The organism is Dyadobacter sp., from assembly GCF_051859145.1.
In the GTDB taxonomy this organism is placed as follows: Bacteria; Bacteroidota; Bacteroidia; order Cytophagales; family Spirosomataceae; genus Dyadobacter.
Genome location: NZ_JBHYGF010000025.1, coordinates 1 through 14,742, shown reverse-complemented (window position 1 = coordinate 14,742; position 14,742 = coordinate 1). Strand labels below are relative to the sequence as shown.

Below are 14,742 nucleotides of genomic sequence, written 5' to 3'. Positions count from 1 at the left end.
ATAACCCCGATCGCGCCTTCTTTCAGCACGTCCGAGTCAAGGTAATCGCCGGATGAAATGGTATGAACAGGAATGAGCCGCGTCTTTGTGTCGGATTTGAGCTCTCTTAAAACTTCGTCCCCGGACATATCGGGCAGGTGCATATCCAGGATGATGGCCGTTGGCTGGAATGTTTTCACGAGTTCAAGCGCCGTTTTTCCGTCTGCGGCGAGCTGCACCTGGAAGCCGCTGTCCTGTGCCTTGGCGGCCATATCGGCAGCAAAAACGGCATCGTCTTCGATCAGCAACAACCTGTTTTCTTTGAGTTCCTTTACAACTTCCGGCACCGCAGGTTTAATTTCCACTGCCCCCTCGGCTGGAAGCTTTTCAGCGACTCCATTCTGTGCAGCGGGGATTTTTAATGTAAATACCGAACCTTGTCCAGGCTCGCTTCTCAATGAAATAGAGCCTTTGAACAAATTCGCAAGCTCGCGGCTGATGGAAAGTCCGAGTCCCGTGCCGCCATATTTCCGGCTGGTTGAACCATCTGCCTGCTGGAATGCTTCAAAAATCGCCTTCTGTTTTTCTTCGGGTATCCCGATGCCGGAGTCTGCTACCTCGAAGTGAATGTAGCCTGCAATCTGCCGGATTATCAATGATACAGTTCCGGGTGCAGATGTGAACTTAATGGCATTCGATAGCAGGTTACGGAGGATCTGCAGCAACCTCACCTGGTCCACAAGCATGATGTCCGGGCAGGATTCTTCCTTTTCCAGGTGTAAGTTCAGGCCCTTGTTCTCAGCAACTTTCTGGAAAGTATTGGAAACTTCCGACAGGATCAGTCCTGTACTTACCTCTTCGTGGATCAGCTCGACCTTACCGGATTCAACCTTAGCCAAGTCCAGGATATCATTGATCAGAGTGAGCAGGTCGTTACCTGAATTGTAGATTACCGATGCATAACGTTGCTCCTCCTCGTTAAGCCGCTCTCCTTTATTTTCACCCAAAATCCTGGAAAGAATGAGAATACTGTTCAATGGCGTGCGCAGTTCGTGGCTCATATTGGCCAAAAACTCGCTTTTAAAACGGCCGCTTTTTTCAAGTTCATCCGCTTTAAGCTGAATCTGGTCGCGGGCTGCTTCAATGGTCCCTTTCTGTTCTTCCAGCAGAAATGCCTTTTCTTCGAGTTCGGTATTAATTTGTTTGAGCTCCTCCTGCTGTACCCGTAATTCCTCCTCCGAAACTTGCAGCAGTGAAGTTTGTCTGGTCAGTTCTTCATTGGTTACGCGCAGTTCTTCCTGCTGACTTTCAAGCTCCTCAGCCTGCAACTGGGTTTTTTCAAGCAGCTCGTTAGCCAGCTCGCGCGCCCTCGCAGCCACAATGGACACCGCGACGCTGTCGGATATCATTTCAAGTACCTTCACCACTTTTTGGCCCGGGTCTTTAAGATAACCTATTTCAAGTACGGCTTTGATCTGCCCACCGAATGCGATGGTTTTCAACAGCACGGCCGCCGCATCGGTCTGCCCGCTGGCCGTTTTCAATGCAAGATAGCCCGGTGCCACGTCAAGCTTTTTGAAGGATATTTTCTCCTCTACGATATGCCCCAATGTACCGTCGCCGATGCGAAAAGATTTCGGTGCCGGGTTTGCCTCGGTTGTTCCGTAGCTTGCCGCAAGTTCCATAGTATCCCCTGAGCGCGTAGCGAGGTACATAACTGCCACATGCGCGTCCGTCAGTTCCACCAGCTTTGCAATCAGTTTGCGCGACAATTCTGCCAGGGTCGGTTCTCCCCTCACCGTCTCCGCTGCTTTTACAGCTGCATCCAGTATCCAGTTCTTCTCCTGATCTACCAGCGAGAGTTGTTCCAATTGCCGGTTTGCTTCCAGCGTTTGCTTTTCCGAAGCGACCTGCGCATTATACGTGCGCCGGATAAAATAGTACAGCAACAAAATCACGAACAGGAAGGCAGAAGAGCCCATCAGAATGTACTGCTTTGCCCTGGAAGAACTTACAGTTGCATTCTGCTCGCGTTCTACCAGCAAGCCTTCTTCCTGATTTTCAATCCGCCGGAAGTTGAATTCAAGCTGGGAAGAAACCGTTTTTCCGGCAAGTACAAGCTGCCTGATCGTGTCCTGGGCATAGCTGCCCCCCTGAAGAAAATCATATTGTCGGTCCATCAGGTCCAGTCGCGTATGCAGCAGCATTGACAGGGAATCAACCCGCGCAGCCTGAACACTGTTGTCGCGCACCAGCTTGCGCAGGTCGTCCAGTTCTTCCCAGACCTTTTCTACAGACTGCAGATAACCTGATTGAAAAGAGTTGTGTTTGGTAATCGCATACCCGCGCACATTGGATTCGGCGGTGAGAAGCTGATTTTTGAGCGAAGTGCTAGTTCGCATTACTTCTCTCGTGTGGTACACCCAACCTGTATTTTCAAGTTGTATCCTGATTGCATTATAAGAAGTAAATCCTACAACCAGTACGAGTAAGATGGAAAAAGCGATCCCGAGGAAAACCTGTCGTTGGAAGGTTAGGCGCATGGATGAAATATATTGTGAGAAATCCGAAAGGATATTTTTTGTGAATATCTACAAAAAATATCCATTTACAGCCTGTCTCACAGACAATATGTAGCTTTTTATAAAGTTTAATCTACACGAAATGTTGGAAGTAATTCGCAGCAACTATTTGTAAAACATTGGCTTTCAGCCCTGTATCACTTTCATTATAACAGATCTACCCATTCAGCGATCTGCTTCTGAAGATCTACTACTACACCGCGCGACGGCTTGCCGATGGATTCGTAAGCTTTGATCACCTTTCTTAAATGCCGCGCCGGCTCCGTCATATCCTGACCGCCAGCAAATAGCATGAATGCGATGGAACTGTCAGGCATTTGTACTGCACGGTCAATGTGCAGCAGTTTTCCGCCGGGCATCAGCAGGTCACGGTTCATCTGAACCTGGTTTTGATCGCTGTATAATGTACTTAATGCAGGATTTTCCAATAACTTCAAAGCCGCTGCTCTGATCTCTGAACCTTCTTTTCTTGTAAAAATACCCTCAGTAACAAGTCTTTCCAGTACTACCGGCAGTTCTGAAACGGACTTCAATCTGGTAAAAAGGTATTTAAGCTTCTGTGTCCGGTCGTTTTTGGATTCAAATGTATCCACATCAAAAATGCGGTCAGCCATTCTTCTCAGCCGCATGGAATCGGTACGGTCGTTGCTCAAAACGGCCTCCATGACGAACGGAGTAGCCTCTGAACGTACGTGTGCGTGCCGGGGACTGGAATTGGCTTCCGCTATGGTATAAACGGAAATGTTTTCGTCCCATTCCGGCTTGAAATCCTGTTGAGAAAAATAGTCTTTCAGCCAGTTGTTGATCTGGCTCCCAACGTTCCAGTTTCGTTCTCTTTTGGCCAAAATATAAAGCCGCTGCACCGGCCGGGTAAATGCGACATAAAGCAAGTTCAGGTTTTCAACCAGCACCCGCGTTTTCTCATTCTGGTACTGCGTTGCCGCCTTTGTATTTTCCAGCTCCTTGATCACAGATACCATGGAAGTTTTCAGGCTTTTCGGATCGTAACCAGGCGATTGCGCCAGATGCAGCTCTTCATAATCCATTCCTTCCAGGTCAAGCCACAGCCGGTCGAGCCTTGCATTTGGGGTAACTTTCCAGTTTGCATATGGAATGATCACTGCCGGGTACTCCAATCCTTTGGATTTGTGTATCGTCGTGATCCTGACCGCATCGGTACCTTCCGGGATGGTAATGGAGAGCTTGTGCCTCGCCGTATCCCAATAGGTCAGAAAGTCGCCCAGGTGGTTACTTTTTCGGTTACCAAATTCCATAACCACATCGAGGAAACGAAAGAGGTATTCGGTTTCAAAACCCTTTTCGAGCAAGCCAAAACGTTTCATCAGTTGCTCGCTCAGCTCAAAAACGGAAAGTTGCCGCAACCTGAATGAAGTCAGCTGAATGTTCCACCGCTTGAAATAGGCCAGAAATGAATCCAGCCCTTTTTCTTCTACCAACCCGCGGATCTGCTCATAATCGGACGGGGCAGGCGCCTCTCTCCGGATAATGTGATGGAACAGGTAGGCAGCCTCGTACCGCGCGAGCCGGTGGTCGGAGCTGTGCAGTACCTTCATGAATGAAATAATGAAATGCACAGAGCGGGAGTAGCTGAGCGAAAGCGCGTCGTCGGAAATCAACGGGTAACCTGCCTGTTTCATGAAGTTTGCCAGTGCCGTAGCTTCTTTTTTCCGCCGACACAAAACCGCCATATCCCGCCAGTTATAGCCTTCTGATCTGAGCTTGGTGACAATTTCCAGCGTGCGGCTGATCATACTGTCAACAGCACCTTCCGAATCTGCATTATCGTCGGCACTGTCGGCCAGGTCCATAAATTCAACTTCCACATGCCCGCCAGTCGGCGCTTCATCGGGAATTTCCTGCTGGAAATTCTGATCGTAAACTTCTTTGATCAGCGGATATTCGTCGCCAAGCAAATCGGCCACAAACCCGAAAATTGAATTGTTGAATGCAGTGACCTCGCGGTAACTGCGCCGGTTCACTTTCAGGTGATTTACATTCAGGTAGTTATTCAGACTAACCAGCCGCTCTGCATGGAATGTATTGTCACCGAATACAGAGGCCAGCTGCATTACCTGGCTCTGCGCCAGGTTCAGGATCAAATCCATATCTCCACCTCGGAACCGGTAAATGGATTGTTTCGCGTCGCCAACTACCAGACTGAAATAGCCGCCTGACAATGCATTCTCGATCAACGGCAGTAGATTGGCAAACTGCAGTTTGGAAGTATCCTGAAATTCATCGACCAGAATGTGGTTGTATTTCTCACCTAACCTTTCAAAAATAAACGGTACCGGCTCCCTGGCAACGATTTCGACGATCTTGCGATTGAAATCAGAGATATGTACCTGGTTATTTTGTCTCAGCAGAATATCAAATTCCTTCCTGATTTCTCCCAACAATGAGAGCTGGTAAATGTGCTTTTCAAGCTGATTGTAAAGGATTATCTTTCCTGATTCTGAGGTACGCATGTTCTCGATCTGGTGAAAATAGTTTTCCAGATCCGTTCTTACGCGCTCAATTTCATCTTTGATCAGAACAGCTGTTTTCGCACCATACCATACACCCTCGCCTATTGTTTTGTAAACGTAGGAATTCGGCTCAGCCCAGAGTTTCTTGTTCTCGGACCGGTCGCGGAAGTATCCGTAAATGCCGCGCCCGCTCTGGTGAAAGTCTTTTTCTGTCAGGAATGTAGACTGGATCAGTTCAAATGCGTTTTGTGCCAGTCGCAGCATCGTCGCCTCCTTCTCGCGAACGTAGCCGCGCATCTGGTTGCGGATTGCGATCCAGTCTTCCATTTTGAGGTTTTCCACCCGCTTCATCTGCAGGTAGCTCTGCTCATTCAGCAATGTGCCCGAAGTTTCGCGGATCTGCATGGGCAGCGTGCCCCAGCTTTTACCTTCTTCGGCATTCTCGCGGTAGTATTTCTCGACGATGTCTGTCAGTACCTCCTCGCCCTCCTGCCCGATCCGCGATAACAACCTGTCTACCGCATCGTCGAGCAAATCGCTGTCGAGCTGCGTTTCAAAAATAAATGGGATTCCGAGCTCGTCTGTAAAACTGCTGATCAGCCTTTGTGTAAATTTATCGATGGTCATCACCGAAAAATCCGAATACCGGTGCAGGATCTGGCCGAAAACTGCATTTGCGCGCTGGCTGATCAGTTTGGAAGCTTCGTGGAGCAATTCGGGATCTTCTTCGGTGTCGGGATACAGCTCGCTGATCACATCCTGCATCATCGGGTGCAGTTTGCCGCCTTTTGCTTGCCAGTCAGCAAAAGTGCGCAGCATCAGCAGAATGCGGTCTTTCATTTCGTTTGCAGCCGCATTCGTGAATGTTACTGCAAGAATGTTCTTGAAATAGGTATCTGCACTGTTGCTTAAAGCCAGTTTCAGATATTCTTTGGTCAGCGTGTAAGTCTTACCCGAGCCGGCCGATGAACTATATACTTTAAACACGTGCGAAATCTATTGAAAAACCGATCAGTAAACTGCCGGGCAAATTAAATAAAAAAAGCAGGTATAAACCTGCTCGTGTGACTTCGTAAAAGCTTCCTGTTGCTACAAGTTAAAACGGATACCAGCAGAGAGATTAGGACTCAAATAGAATGGACGCGGTATCAGTTCAAGATAGGTACCACCTTCCAGGAACACAGAAATGCGGTTATCGGGAATGTAATACTCGAACCCGCCCAACACTGAACCTCCGAGCGAGATATCCTTCTCATAATTGCCGCTCAGCCTTTTAGGGTAAGCGCGGCGACTGTTCAGCTGACCACCCAGTCCGTAATAAACGTGTACTGTTTCGGAGTTGAAAACAGGCGTGTGCCACAGGTAATGAACCTGAATGGAAACACCTGTATTCTTGTAAATACCCTCGTCGCCGCGGTATTTGCGGTCTTTGGACAACACGCCGCCGTAAGTACCAATGGTAACATCAAGTGCATGAATGTTGTTGAAATATTTACGGATGTTGACACCGGTTGGCTCGCCTAATTTGAAACCGACTGCCCAGTTGTCATATTGGGCCTGTGCCATTCCGAAACAAAGCGTACAGATAAACGTCAAGGCTAATTTCTTCATAATTGTTTGATCGGGGAAATGGATATGCTGAGTATGCTATGCAATAACGTTTTTCTGTTTGAAATTCTTTAAAGATTCAATCAAAACTTCATTTTCTTTCTTTGTTCCGACCGTAATCCGCAGACAACCTTCACAAAGATGTACGCGCGACCGGTCGCGTACGATGATCGCTTCACTGATCAGATAGTCCATTACTGCCTTCGCATCTTCGAATTGGACAAGCAGGAAGTTGGCGTCGGAAGGATGAATCTTTACCACATAGGACAGTTCGAGTAACATTTCCTGCAAAGCTGCTCTTTCTGAAAGGATATCTGTTACCATTTCATCTTTCAGCGCCGGGTTTTGCAAACCTTGTAAAAGGGCATTCTGAGCAGGCAAACTGATATTGTAAGGTGGCTTGATCTTGTTCAAAATGCGGATCAGCTCAGCGGAGGCAAAACACATACCAATGCGAAGTCCCGCCAATCCCCACGCTTTTGAGAATGTTTGGAGAACAACCAGGTTCGGGTATTCATCCAGCTTCTGAACCCACGAAGGTTTATCGGTAAAGTCAATGTAAGCTTCATCTACCACAACCAGACCATTGAAGCTTTTCAAAATTGTTTCAATGGCTTCATCCTGCATGTTGTTTCCCGTCGGATTGTTCGGAGAGCAGATCCAGATGATTTTCGTGTGTTCGCCCACTGCATTCAAAACTGCCTCTACGTCAATCTGGTAATCGCTGGTGAGCGAAGCTTTATCAATGCGCACATCGTGAATGGAGGCGCTTACTTCGTACATGCCATAGGTTGGCGGCATGATGATCACGTGATCCTGGCCAGGCGTACAAGCCGCACGTGTCAACAAGTCAATCGGTTCGTCGCTCCCGTTTCCGAGAAAAATACGGCCGGGCTCTACCTGCTTAATTTTCGAGATCAGCTTTTTGATTTCGGCCTGATATGGATCTGGGTAACGGTTATAATTTTCGTTTGTGACAGATCCGTAAGGATTTTCGTTCGCATCGAGGAACACACCTTCATGCCCGGTATACTCGTCTCTTGCAGAAGAATAAGGCGCGAGTGTAAGAATGTGCGGCCGCAGTATTTTGTTTAGGTCAAAAGTGTTGTTCATTCCAATTGTACGGCGTGATGCCGTTTTTATTTTTTTAACGGAGATGTAAATAATCTCAAATCAAATTCAAAGGGTTCCTTTCCAACTACCTTGATTGCACTCGCGTGCTCGTGTGCGGGATTGATCAGGAAATTGTACTCTGACTTTACGACAATGGAGGGTACCCTGCACAAAAGTGTTTTCTTATCTTCCACCCACTGATCTCCGGTATCTTTCGTCCAGTACTCCTCTCCCTGCCAGTCCGGTCTCATATAAGGCACGGTCGGTGTGGCCATTGCATCCGGTACATACAACACTACGATCACATACTCTGGCGGGGGCACCGATTTGTTCAAATGCACCAGCACTTCAAGCATAGCGAGCGAACGATGGGTGGCGGTGTACAGCATATGGTGACCAGGTGAATTCCACCTGCCCCCATGTCGGAAGGCGCCAATGCCCGTCAAGTCATCCTGGTATTCAACCCGTGAAATCCTGAACAGCTCCATCAGGCAAAAATACCATGCTCTATACGCCCCAGCTCAGTTTTGATCAGCTCTATCCCGGCGTGTGTTTTGAGAAAATGAATCGGACGTTCGTTGCCGAGAGAAGGAACCGGGCTTGTAAGCCAGCTCTTGAAATAATCTTTTGAAAGGACAGTAACCCCCACGGAGAATAGATCTGCCAATGCAATCAGATGATCAGAAACTACATTGCTGAGCAAATCTTCTTCTTCATAGCGTTGCAGGTTCCTTGAAGTTACCGGCAAAATGTCGATTATTTCTTTAGGATCCATGCCAATCGAGCTTGCCAAATGCTGGATAGAAGCCTTGGGTACGCCGTTAGTGGCGAGGTAAGCCAGGTCAAAATCATTATTGACGCGATGTTTGAGAACTCCGTAGCCTCCCAAACGCTCATTAACCATTCGTACTGTCATAAGTTCATCAGGAAAAATGTCTCCAAATATACGACATTTTTCCTGGAAATTAAAATTCCGATTATTCCAGACTTTTCAGTCTCAGACTAACTGCTTTCCGGTGCGCATCAAGCGACTCAGCTTCTGCCATTCTCTCCACGGTAGGTCCTATATTGCGGATGCCTTCTTCGGTAATATGCTGCACTGTGATCTTTTTCACAAAGCTATCTACTGATACGCCGCTGTAAGCTCTTGCATAGCCGTTTGTAGGCAGCGTGTGGTTGGTACCGGATGCATAATCACCGCAGGATTCGGGTGTATAATTACCTAGAAAGATAGATCCTGCATTCACGATTTTTTCAGAAACCTGCTCCGCATTTGCCACGCTCAATATCAGGTGCTCTGCGGCGTATTGGTTCAATAAATCAATCGCGTCAGCCTCATTGTCAAGCAAAATGGCTTTGCTGTGTGTAATTGCCTGTCCGGCAAAATCGCGGCGAGGTAATTCCTGCAGCTGGGAAGTCAATGCAAGATTGACTGACGAAAGCAATTTCTTACTCGTAGAAACAAGCAAAACCTGACTGTCGGGCCCGTGCTCGGCCTGAGACAGGAGATCAGAAGCAACAAAAGCAGGAACAGCAGTGTCGTCTGCGTAGACTGCTACCTCGGAAGGTCCCGCCGGCATATCAATGGAAACACCCTCACTGTTAATGAGCATTTTAGCCGCAGTAACGTACTGGTTACCCGGACCAAAAATCTTGTAAACCTTTGGAATCGTTTCAGTTCCGTAAGCCATCGCCGCAATCGCCTGCGCACCTCCTACCCTGAATGCTTTTGTTACGCCGACCAGGCTCGCGGCGTATAAAATCGCCGGATTGTCGGACGGAGTACACAGGATGATTTCCTTGCAGCCCGCAATTTTAGCGGGTATACCCAACATCAAAACCGTGCTGAAAAGCGGAGCAGAGCCGCCAGGAATGTAGATTCCGACTTTCTCGATCCCCACACTTTTGCGCCAGCAAAAAACGCCAGGCATTGTTTCAATCTTTTGCGGGGCTTGCAGCTGTACCTCGTGAAATTTGTAAATATTGGCATAAGCCTGACCAATCGCCGATTTCAATTCATCATCCAGCTGACCGGCCGCATGCGCGATTGCTTCTTCTGAAAAAGCAATTTCTTCGAGTGCTACTTTGTCAAATTGCAGGGTAAGTTCCCTGATCGCCTGATCGCCACCGCTTCTGACTTTTTCAAGAATGGGCATGACTTTGGCTTCGATATCCTTTGTTTCCTGAACCGGGCGGGTCAGCAAAGAAGCCCATTGATCGCGGTCGGGAAATGGAATAATATTCATAGAATCAAAAAATAGTGTTGCCGGCTGGCCGTAATTACTGAATCATTTTTTCAATCGGGATAACCAAAATCCCCTCTGCTCCTGCCTGACGGATCTTTTCGATATTTTCCCAAAATTCATTCTCATTAATTACCGAATGCAGTGAGCACCAGCCTTCTGTGGCCAAAGGTAATACGGTTGGAGAACGCATTCCCGGCAGGAACTTTGATATGGTTTCAACTGCCTCGGTCGGACAGTTTAGCAGAATATATTTATTGTTTTTAGCTGCCTGAACAGATTTAATGCGAAACAGAAGCTGGTCAAGCAGACTTTGCTGCGTCGCCGAAAGATGCTTGCTGGCGATCATCACAGCCTCGGAGCGGAAAATCGTTTCCACTTCTTTCAGTCCATTACTTAATAAGGTACTTCCGGAGCTGACAATGTCGCAAACCGCGTCGGCCAGGCCAATACTTGGCGCAATTTCAACCGACCCGCTGATCTCGTGGATCTGGGCAGTTACGCCATTTGAACTCAGGTATTTTTCGAGCAATTTCGGGTACGTAGTGGCGATACTTTTGCCTTCCAGGTCCTGCACGCCGCTATACTGGTGCTCACGCAGCACACCGATCGAGAGCCTGCATTTGGAAAAACCCAGCTTATGTACGGTATCAACGTTTTTATCAGATTCCTCGGAAACATTTTCGCCTACAATACCCAGGTGCGCCACGCCGTCTTCTACATAACCCGGAATATCGTCGTCGCGCAGGAAAAGGATTTCCGCAGGGAAGTTGGTTGCGTCGGTTTTCAGCTTGCCAGCTCCATTGTCAAACCGGATACCGCATTCTTTGATCAGCTTCAATGAATCTTCGCTGAGCCTACCTGATTTCTGTATTGCAATTCTTAAAATCTCGTCGTTCATTTTTAAAAGCAGCTGCCTGACAGCCAGTGAAAAGTGCCTAATTAGGGTTTTAAATTGCCTGGGTGAGTGAAGTTATAATATCTTCTATCTGTAATTTCTGTTGCTCGCCGGTCTTCATATTTTTCAGCGTAAGCAAGCCCGACTGCATTTCGTCGGAGCCGATCAGAACTACAAATGGAATGCTTTTCCGGTCTGCATAATCGAGCTGTTTCTTTAATTTGACAGAATCAGGATAGATTTCTGCATTGATTTCGGCATTTCTGAGTTTTGGTAAAATCGACAAACCGTATTTAAATGCGTCCTCGTCGAAGTTAGAGATCATGACTTTGGTGCTGGTTTGCTGACTTTCAGGAAAGAGGTTCAGCTCCTCCATTACATCATAAATACGATCCACACCCAGTGAGATACCTACTCCTGAAATGCCCGGAACGCCGAAAGTACCGGTGAGGTTATCGTAGCGGCCCCCGCCGGAAATGCTGCCAATCTGTACATTCTTGGCTTTTACCTCAAAAATAGCACCTGTATAATAAGAAAGACCGCGCGCCAGCGTGACGTCAAATTCAATCCGCGGATTTTCCAGTTCGAGCAGCTTCACCATTTCCCAAACTTCCTCCAACTCTTGGATACCTTTTAATCCGATCTCAGAATCAGCAAGCCACGCTCTTAACTCAGCAAAGGGTTCTTTTTCATTTGAAAGTGCGAAAATTGGCTCCAATGCAGTTACGCTCTGTTCTGAAAAGCCTCTTTCGAGCAGCTCTTCAACTACCTTTTCCTGACCAATTTTATCGAGCTTGTCAATTGCAACACAAAGCGGGCCTTCCATTCCGTGCGCGACTACTTTGTCAGCAATTCCAGTCAGGATCTTGCGGTTATTAATTTTTACCACAAAATCCTTGATACCCAAAGCAGGCAGAGTATCGTGTAAAAGCATCACGATTTCCGCTTCGCAAAGCAGCGACTCGGTTCCTACTACATCGGCATCGCATTGGTAAAATTCACGGTATCTTCCTTTCTGCGGACGATCGGCGCGCCAGACTGGCTGGATCTGGTACCTTTTAAATGGCATTGCCAAAGTACCCCGGTTCATTACTACGTAGCGTGCAAATGGAACGGTGAGGTCGTAACGTAATCCTTTTTCAGAAATTTTGGTGGTTAGCGGCTTGTAACCTGCATTCCAATCCTGATCGGACAATTTGCCGCTAAAATCACCGGAGTTAAGTATTTTAAATAGAAGCTGATCGCCTTCCTCGCCATATTTACCCATTAAAACAGACAGGTTTTCAAATGCAGGTGTTTCGAGGGGCAAAAATCCGTAACGTTGAAAAGAGCGGCGGATGGTATCAAAAATAAAAGTCCGCTTCACCATTTGTTCTGGACCAAAGTCACGGGTGCCGCGGGCAAGGGATGGTTTACTCATTATAATAACGGATCAAAAAACGCAAAGTTAGCCAGCTTGTGCAATATTTGTGAAGGTAGCCTGCATTATTTAAGAGAAAATCATTAATTTTGCGGCTCTTTCACAAAACAATATTTTACAATGGGAGTTACGGAATTGAAACGTAAAGGACGCAGAAACAAGGCGGTAGCTAATAACCGTACTGCTAAGATCAAAGATCTTTTACGTAAACCAGAGGTTCGCAATGTCGATGTGGAGGCAATTAAGGCGCAGTTTGAAGCTAACAAAAAATAAAATTGGCCTCTCCTAAATTATTCAACTAGTCCTGTCAATCTGCTTTGATAGGGCTTTTTGCTTTTTTGGCCGACTTGGATTTTCCCGAAGATTTGGTATTGACTTTCCGGGCAATCTGACGCATACTCCGGCGGGTTTCGCGGCGAACGTGCAGCAGAATGCGAAAACGAAGCGCCTCACCAAACATAATCAGTCCGCCATTGATCAAAGCCAGACTATACAAACCAAGAACAACCCACACCTGAGTAGGCTCGCCAATGCGCCGCTCGTGGGCCGCCTGGCTGAGTACGGTGAGACCGAAACTGAAAAGTATCAATCCGCATGGCGCTAAAATCATCCATTTGGTGCGCGTTGACATTTTCTTTATCAGTCTTTTACCCGGTGGTTTTGGATCGATTGATGGGATCATTTAGTGTTTTTTCAAAACTTGTAATCCTAAAATTATTAATTTTTAGTTAATTGACTTAATGAAATCCATCATTAGTTTAGTATTAAGGTACATTCCCCGGCCCTATCTGCAACTGGTCGGACATTGGGCAGCACGCTTTCTAAGCATCTTCTATATCGGCAACAAAGTTCAATGCCCTGTTTGCGACAACCAATACCGCAAATTTTTACCCTACGGTCGCAATACATCCAGCCGCGAAAACGCATTGTGCCCCGGCTGTCTTTCCCTTGAACGGCACCGTTTAATGGGTTTATACCTGAAACAAAAGACAAACTTCTTTAATGCCAACCTGAAAGTACTTCACGTAGCGCCCGAATATTGCTTTATTGACAGGTTTGAGAAGATGAAAAACCTGGATTACATCACAGCAGATATCGAGTCTCCGCTGGCGAAAGTGAAGATGGACATTCACCAGATCCCTTTTCCTGATAATACATTTGACGTGGCATTTTGTAACCACGTAATGGAACACGTGGATGATTATGTGCTTGCGATGAGCGAGTTACACCGCGTTTTAAAACCGGGAGGCTGGGCGCTGATCCAGTCGCCGCAGGATCTGAAATATGCTACTACTTACGAAGATCCTACCATCACCGACCCGAAAGAGCGGGAAAAACATTTTCTTCAAAATGATCATTTAAGGTTGTTTGGCAGAAATTACAACCACGAGCTTGAAAAAGGTGGCTTTAAGGTGAAAGAAGATCGGTTTGTAATGGACGAACTTTCGAAGGCAGATGTGAAAAGATATGCTTTGCCGGAGGAAGAAATTGTTTATTTCTGCCAGAAGTTATGAGTTTATGAGTCTGGGAGTTAATGAGTCTCCGAGTTTATGAGTTCAAAGTATAAAATTCACTAGTTAACCATAAGTTAAAAAGGCAGCTTCCCCGGAAACTGCCTCTCTTTCGTTTACTCCAATCTCATAAACTTTAAACTCATAAACTCCAACCTCCTTTCAGGAAGGATATTCAATCGCCGCGCCGGTTTCGCGGTGCGACTTTTTCTCCCAAATCCTTTTCCAGCCTTCCTGTAAAAACCCGGTGCCGTAGCCAAAAAGCTGTACAAAAGCGGCGCCGATTGACAGAACAGCCACATTCAGCTGTTTTGTTTTGATCAACGCATCGGTAAAAAGCAGCAGTACATAGAAAAGCAGGAACGCAACTCCCAGGTAGAAAAACGGTTTAAACACGAAAAACCAAACGGGAATGCTGCAAACTGCCAGGGTAAAGATCAGCGGGAATGCGTGTACCAGCTTTAATTCATCAGGATAAAAACGCGCAATGTTAATGCGGGCGCGGCCGAAGAATTTTAGTTGCCGGAAAAAAGGGATGAATTTGGTCCTGCGTTTGTGGTAAATAAAAGCTTCCGGAATCAGCGTGGAGCGAAAACCCAGCCGGATCGCCGCAATACTGAACAAAATATCCTCCCCCATTCTGCTTGTCAGAAAGCCGCCTGTCCGCTCCCAGACTCGCCGCGAAAGTCCCATATTAAAGCTGCGCGGGTGAAATGTACCGCCCATATTCGACTTCTTTCCCCTGATCCCACCGGTTGTGAAAAGCGATGTCATGGAATAGCTAATCGCTTTTTGAATGGGTGTAAAAGACGGGTGATCGGTATCCGGGCCGCCATAGAGGTCGACATAACTTGTATTCAGGTGATTATCTACTATCTGTAAATAATCCGGTTCAATCA

The 14,742-nt window shown here is 47.0% G+C and carries 13 protein-coding genes; 2 read left to right on the top strand and 11 right to left on the bottom strand.

The window, feature by feature from the left end; genetic code table 11:
- The 9 genes from ACTIE6_RS02385 to hisS form a co-directional block, all read right to left on the bottom strand.
- The coding region (locus tag ACTIE6_RS02385; protein ID WP_439555108.1) for an ATP-binding protein at positions 1 to 2,522 on the bottom strand (2,522 nt) is incomplete at its 3' end.
- 185 nt (positions 2,523 to 2,707) lie between these two features.
- Positions 2,708 to 6,037 (bottom strand): UvrD-helicase domain-containing protein, encoded by a 3,330-nt coding sequence (locus ACTIE6_RS02380; protein WP_439555107.1) that lies wholly within the window; start codon positions 6,035 to 6,037, stop codon positions 2,708 to 2,710.
- A 102-nt stretch (positions 6,038 to 6,139) separates the two neighbouring features.
- Positions 6,140 to 6,661, bottom strand: a complete 522-nt coding sequence (locus ACTIE6_RS02375) for a hypothetical protein (RefSeq protein WP_439555106.1) — start codon at positions 6,659 to 6,661, stop codon at positions 6,140 to 6,142.
- Between the two features lie 36 nt (positions 6,662 to 6,697).
- On the bottom strand, positions 6,698 to 7,771 hold the full coding sequence (gene hisC / locus ACTIE6_RS02370; protein ID WP_439555105.1) for a histidinol-phosphate transaminase: 1,074 nt from the start codon (positions 7,769 to 7,771) through the stop codon (positions 6,698 to 6,700).
- Between the two features lie 26 nt (positions 7,772 to 7,797).
- On the bottom strand, positions 7,798 to 8,259 hold the full coding sequence (locus ACTIE6_RS02365) for an RES family NAD+ phosphorylase (RefSeq protein WP_439555104.1): 462 nt from the start codon (positions 8,257 to 8,259) through the stop codon (positions 7,798 to 7,800).
- Entirely contained in the window at positions 8,259 to 8,687 is a 429-nt protein-coding gene (parS, locus tag ACTIE6_RS02360; protein ID WP_439555103.1) for a type II RES/Xre toxin-antitoxin system antitoxin, read from the bottom strand. Before parS ends, ACTIE6_RS02365 begins: the two co-directional genes overlap by 1 nt.
- A gap of 61 nt (positions 8,688 to 8,748) precedes the next feature.
- Entirely contained in the window at positions 8,749 to 10,017 is a 1,269-nt protein-coding gene (gene hisD / locus ACTIE6_RS02355) for a histidinol dehydrogenase (protein ID WP_439555102.1), read from the bottom strand.
- A gap of 34 nt (positions 10,018 to 10,051) precedes the next feature.
- Positions 10,052 to 10,915 carry an ATP phosphoribosyltransferase gene (gene hisG / locus ACTIE6_RS02350; RefSeq protein ID WP_439555101.1) on the bottom strand — a complete coding sequence of 288 codons (864 nt, stop codon included), beginning with the start codon at positions 10,913 to 10,915 and terminating at the stop codon, positions 10,052 to 10,054.
- Between the two features lie 49 nt (positions 10,916 to 10,964).
- Positions 10,965 to 12,332: a histidine--tRNA ligase gene (gene hisS / locus ACTIE6_RS02345; RefSeq protein WP_439555100.1), complete on the bottom strand. Its 1,368-nt coding sequence runs from the start codon at positions 12,330 to 12,332 to the stop codon at positions 10,965 to 10,967.
- 120 nt (positions 12,333 to 12,452) lie between these two features.
- On the opposite strand from hisS, the gene ACTIE6_RS02340 reads away from it, so the two are divergent.
- On the top strand, positions 12,453 to 12,605 hold the full coding sequence (locus ACTIE6_RS02340) for a hypothetical protein (protein WP_166444435.1): 153 nt from the start codon (positions 12,453 to 12,455) through the stop codon (positions 12,603 to 12,605).
- A gap of 34 nt (positions 12,606 to 12,639) precedes the next feature.
- Here the strand turns inward: ACTIE6_RS02340 and ACTIE6_RS02335 are convergent, their stop codons facing one another.
- Complete coding sequence (locus ACTIE6_RS02335; RefSeq protein ID WP_439555099.1) at positions 12,640 to 13,014, bottom strand: hypothetical protein; 375 nt, start codon at positions 13,012 to 13,014, stop codon at positions 12,640 to 12,642.
- A gap of 58 nt (positions 13,015 to 13,072) precedes the next feature.
- Between ACTIE6_RS02335 and ACTIE6_RS02330 the strand changes: the two genes are divergently transcribed.
- Positions 13,073 to 13,846 (top strand): class I SAM-dependent methyltransferase, encoded by a 774-nt coding sequence (locus ACTIE6_RS02330; protein ID WP_439555098.1) that lies wholly within the window; start codon positions 13,073 to 13,075, stop codon positions 13,844 to 13,846.
- Positions 13,847 to 14,005: 159 nt separating this feature from the next.
- Here ACTIE6_RS02330 and ACTIE6_RS02325 read toward each other — a convergent pair.
- On the bottom strand, positions 14,006 to 14,742 hold a 737-nt coding region (locus ACTIE6_RS02325), incomplete at its 5' end, for a glycosyltransferase family 2 protein (protein WP_439555097.1).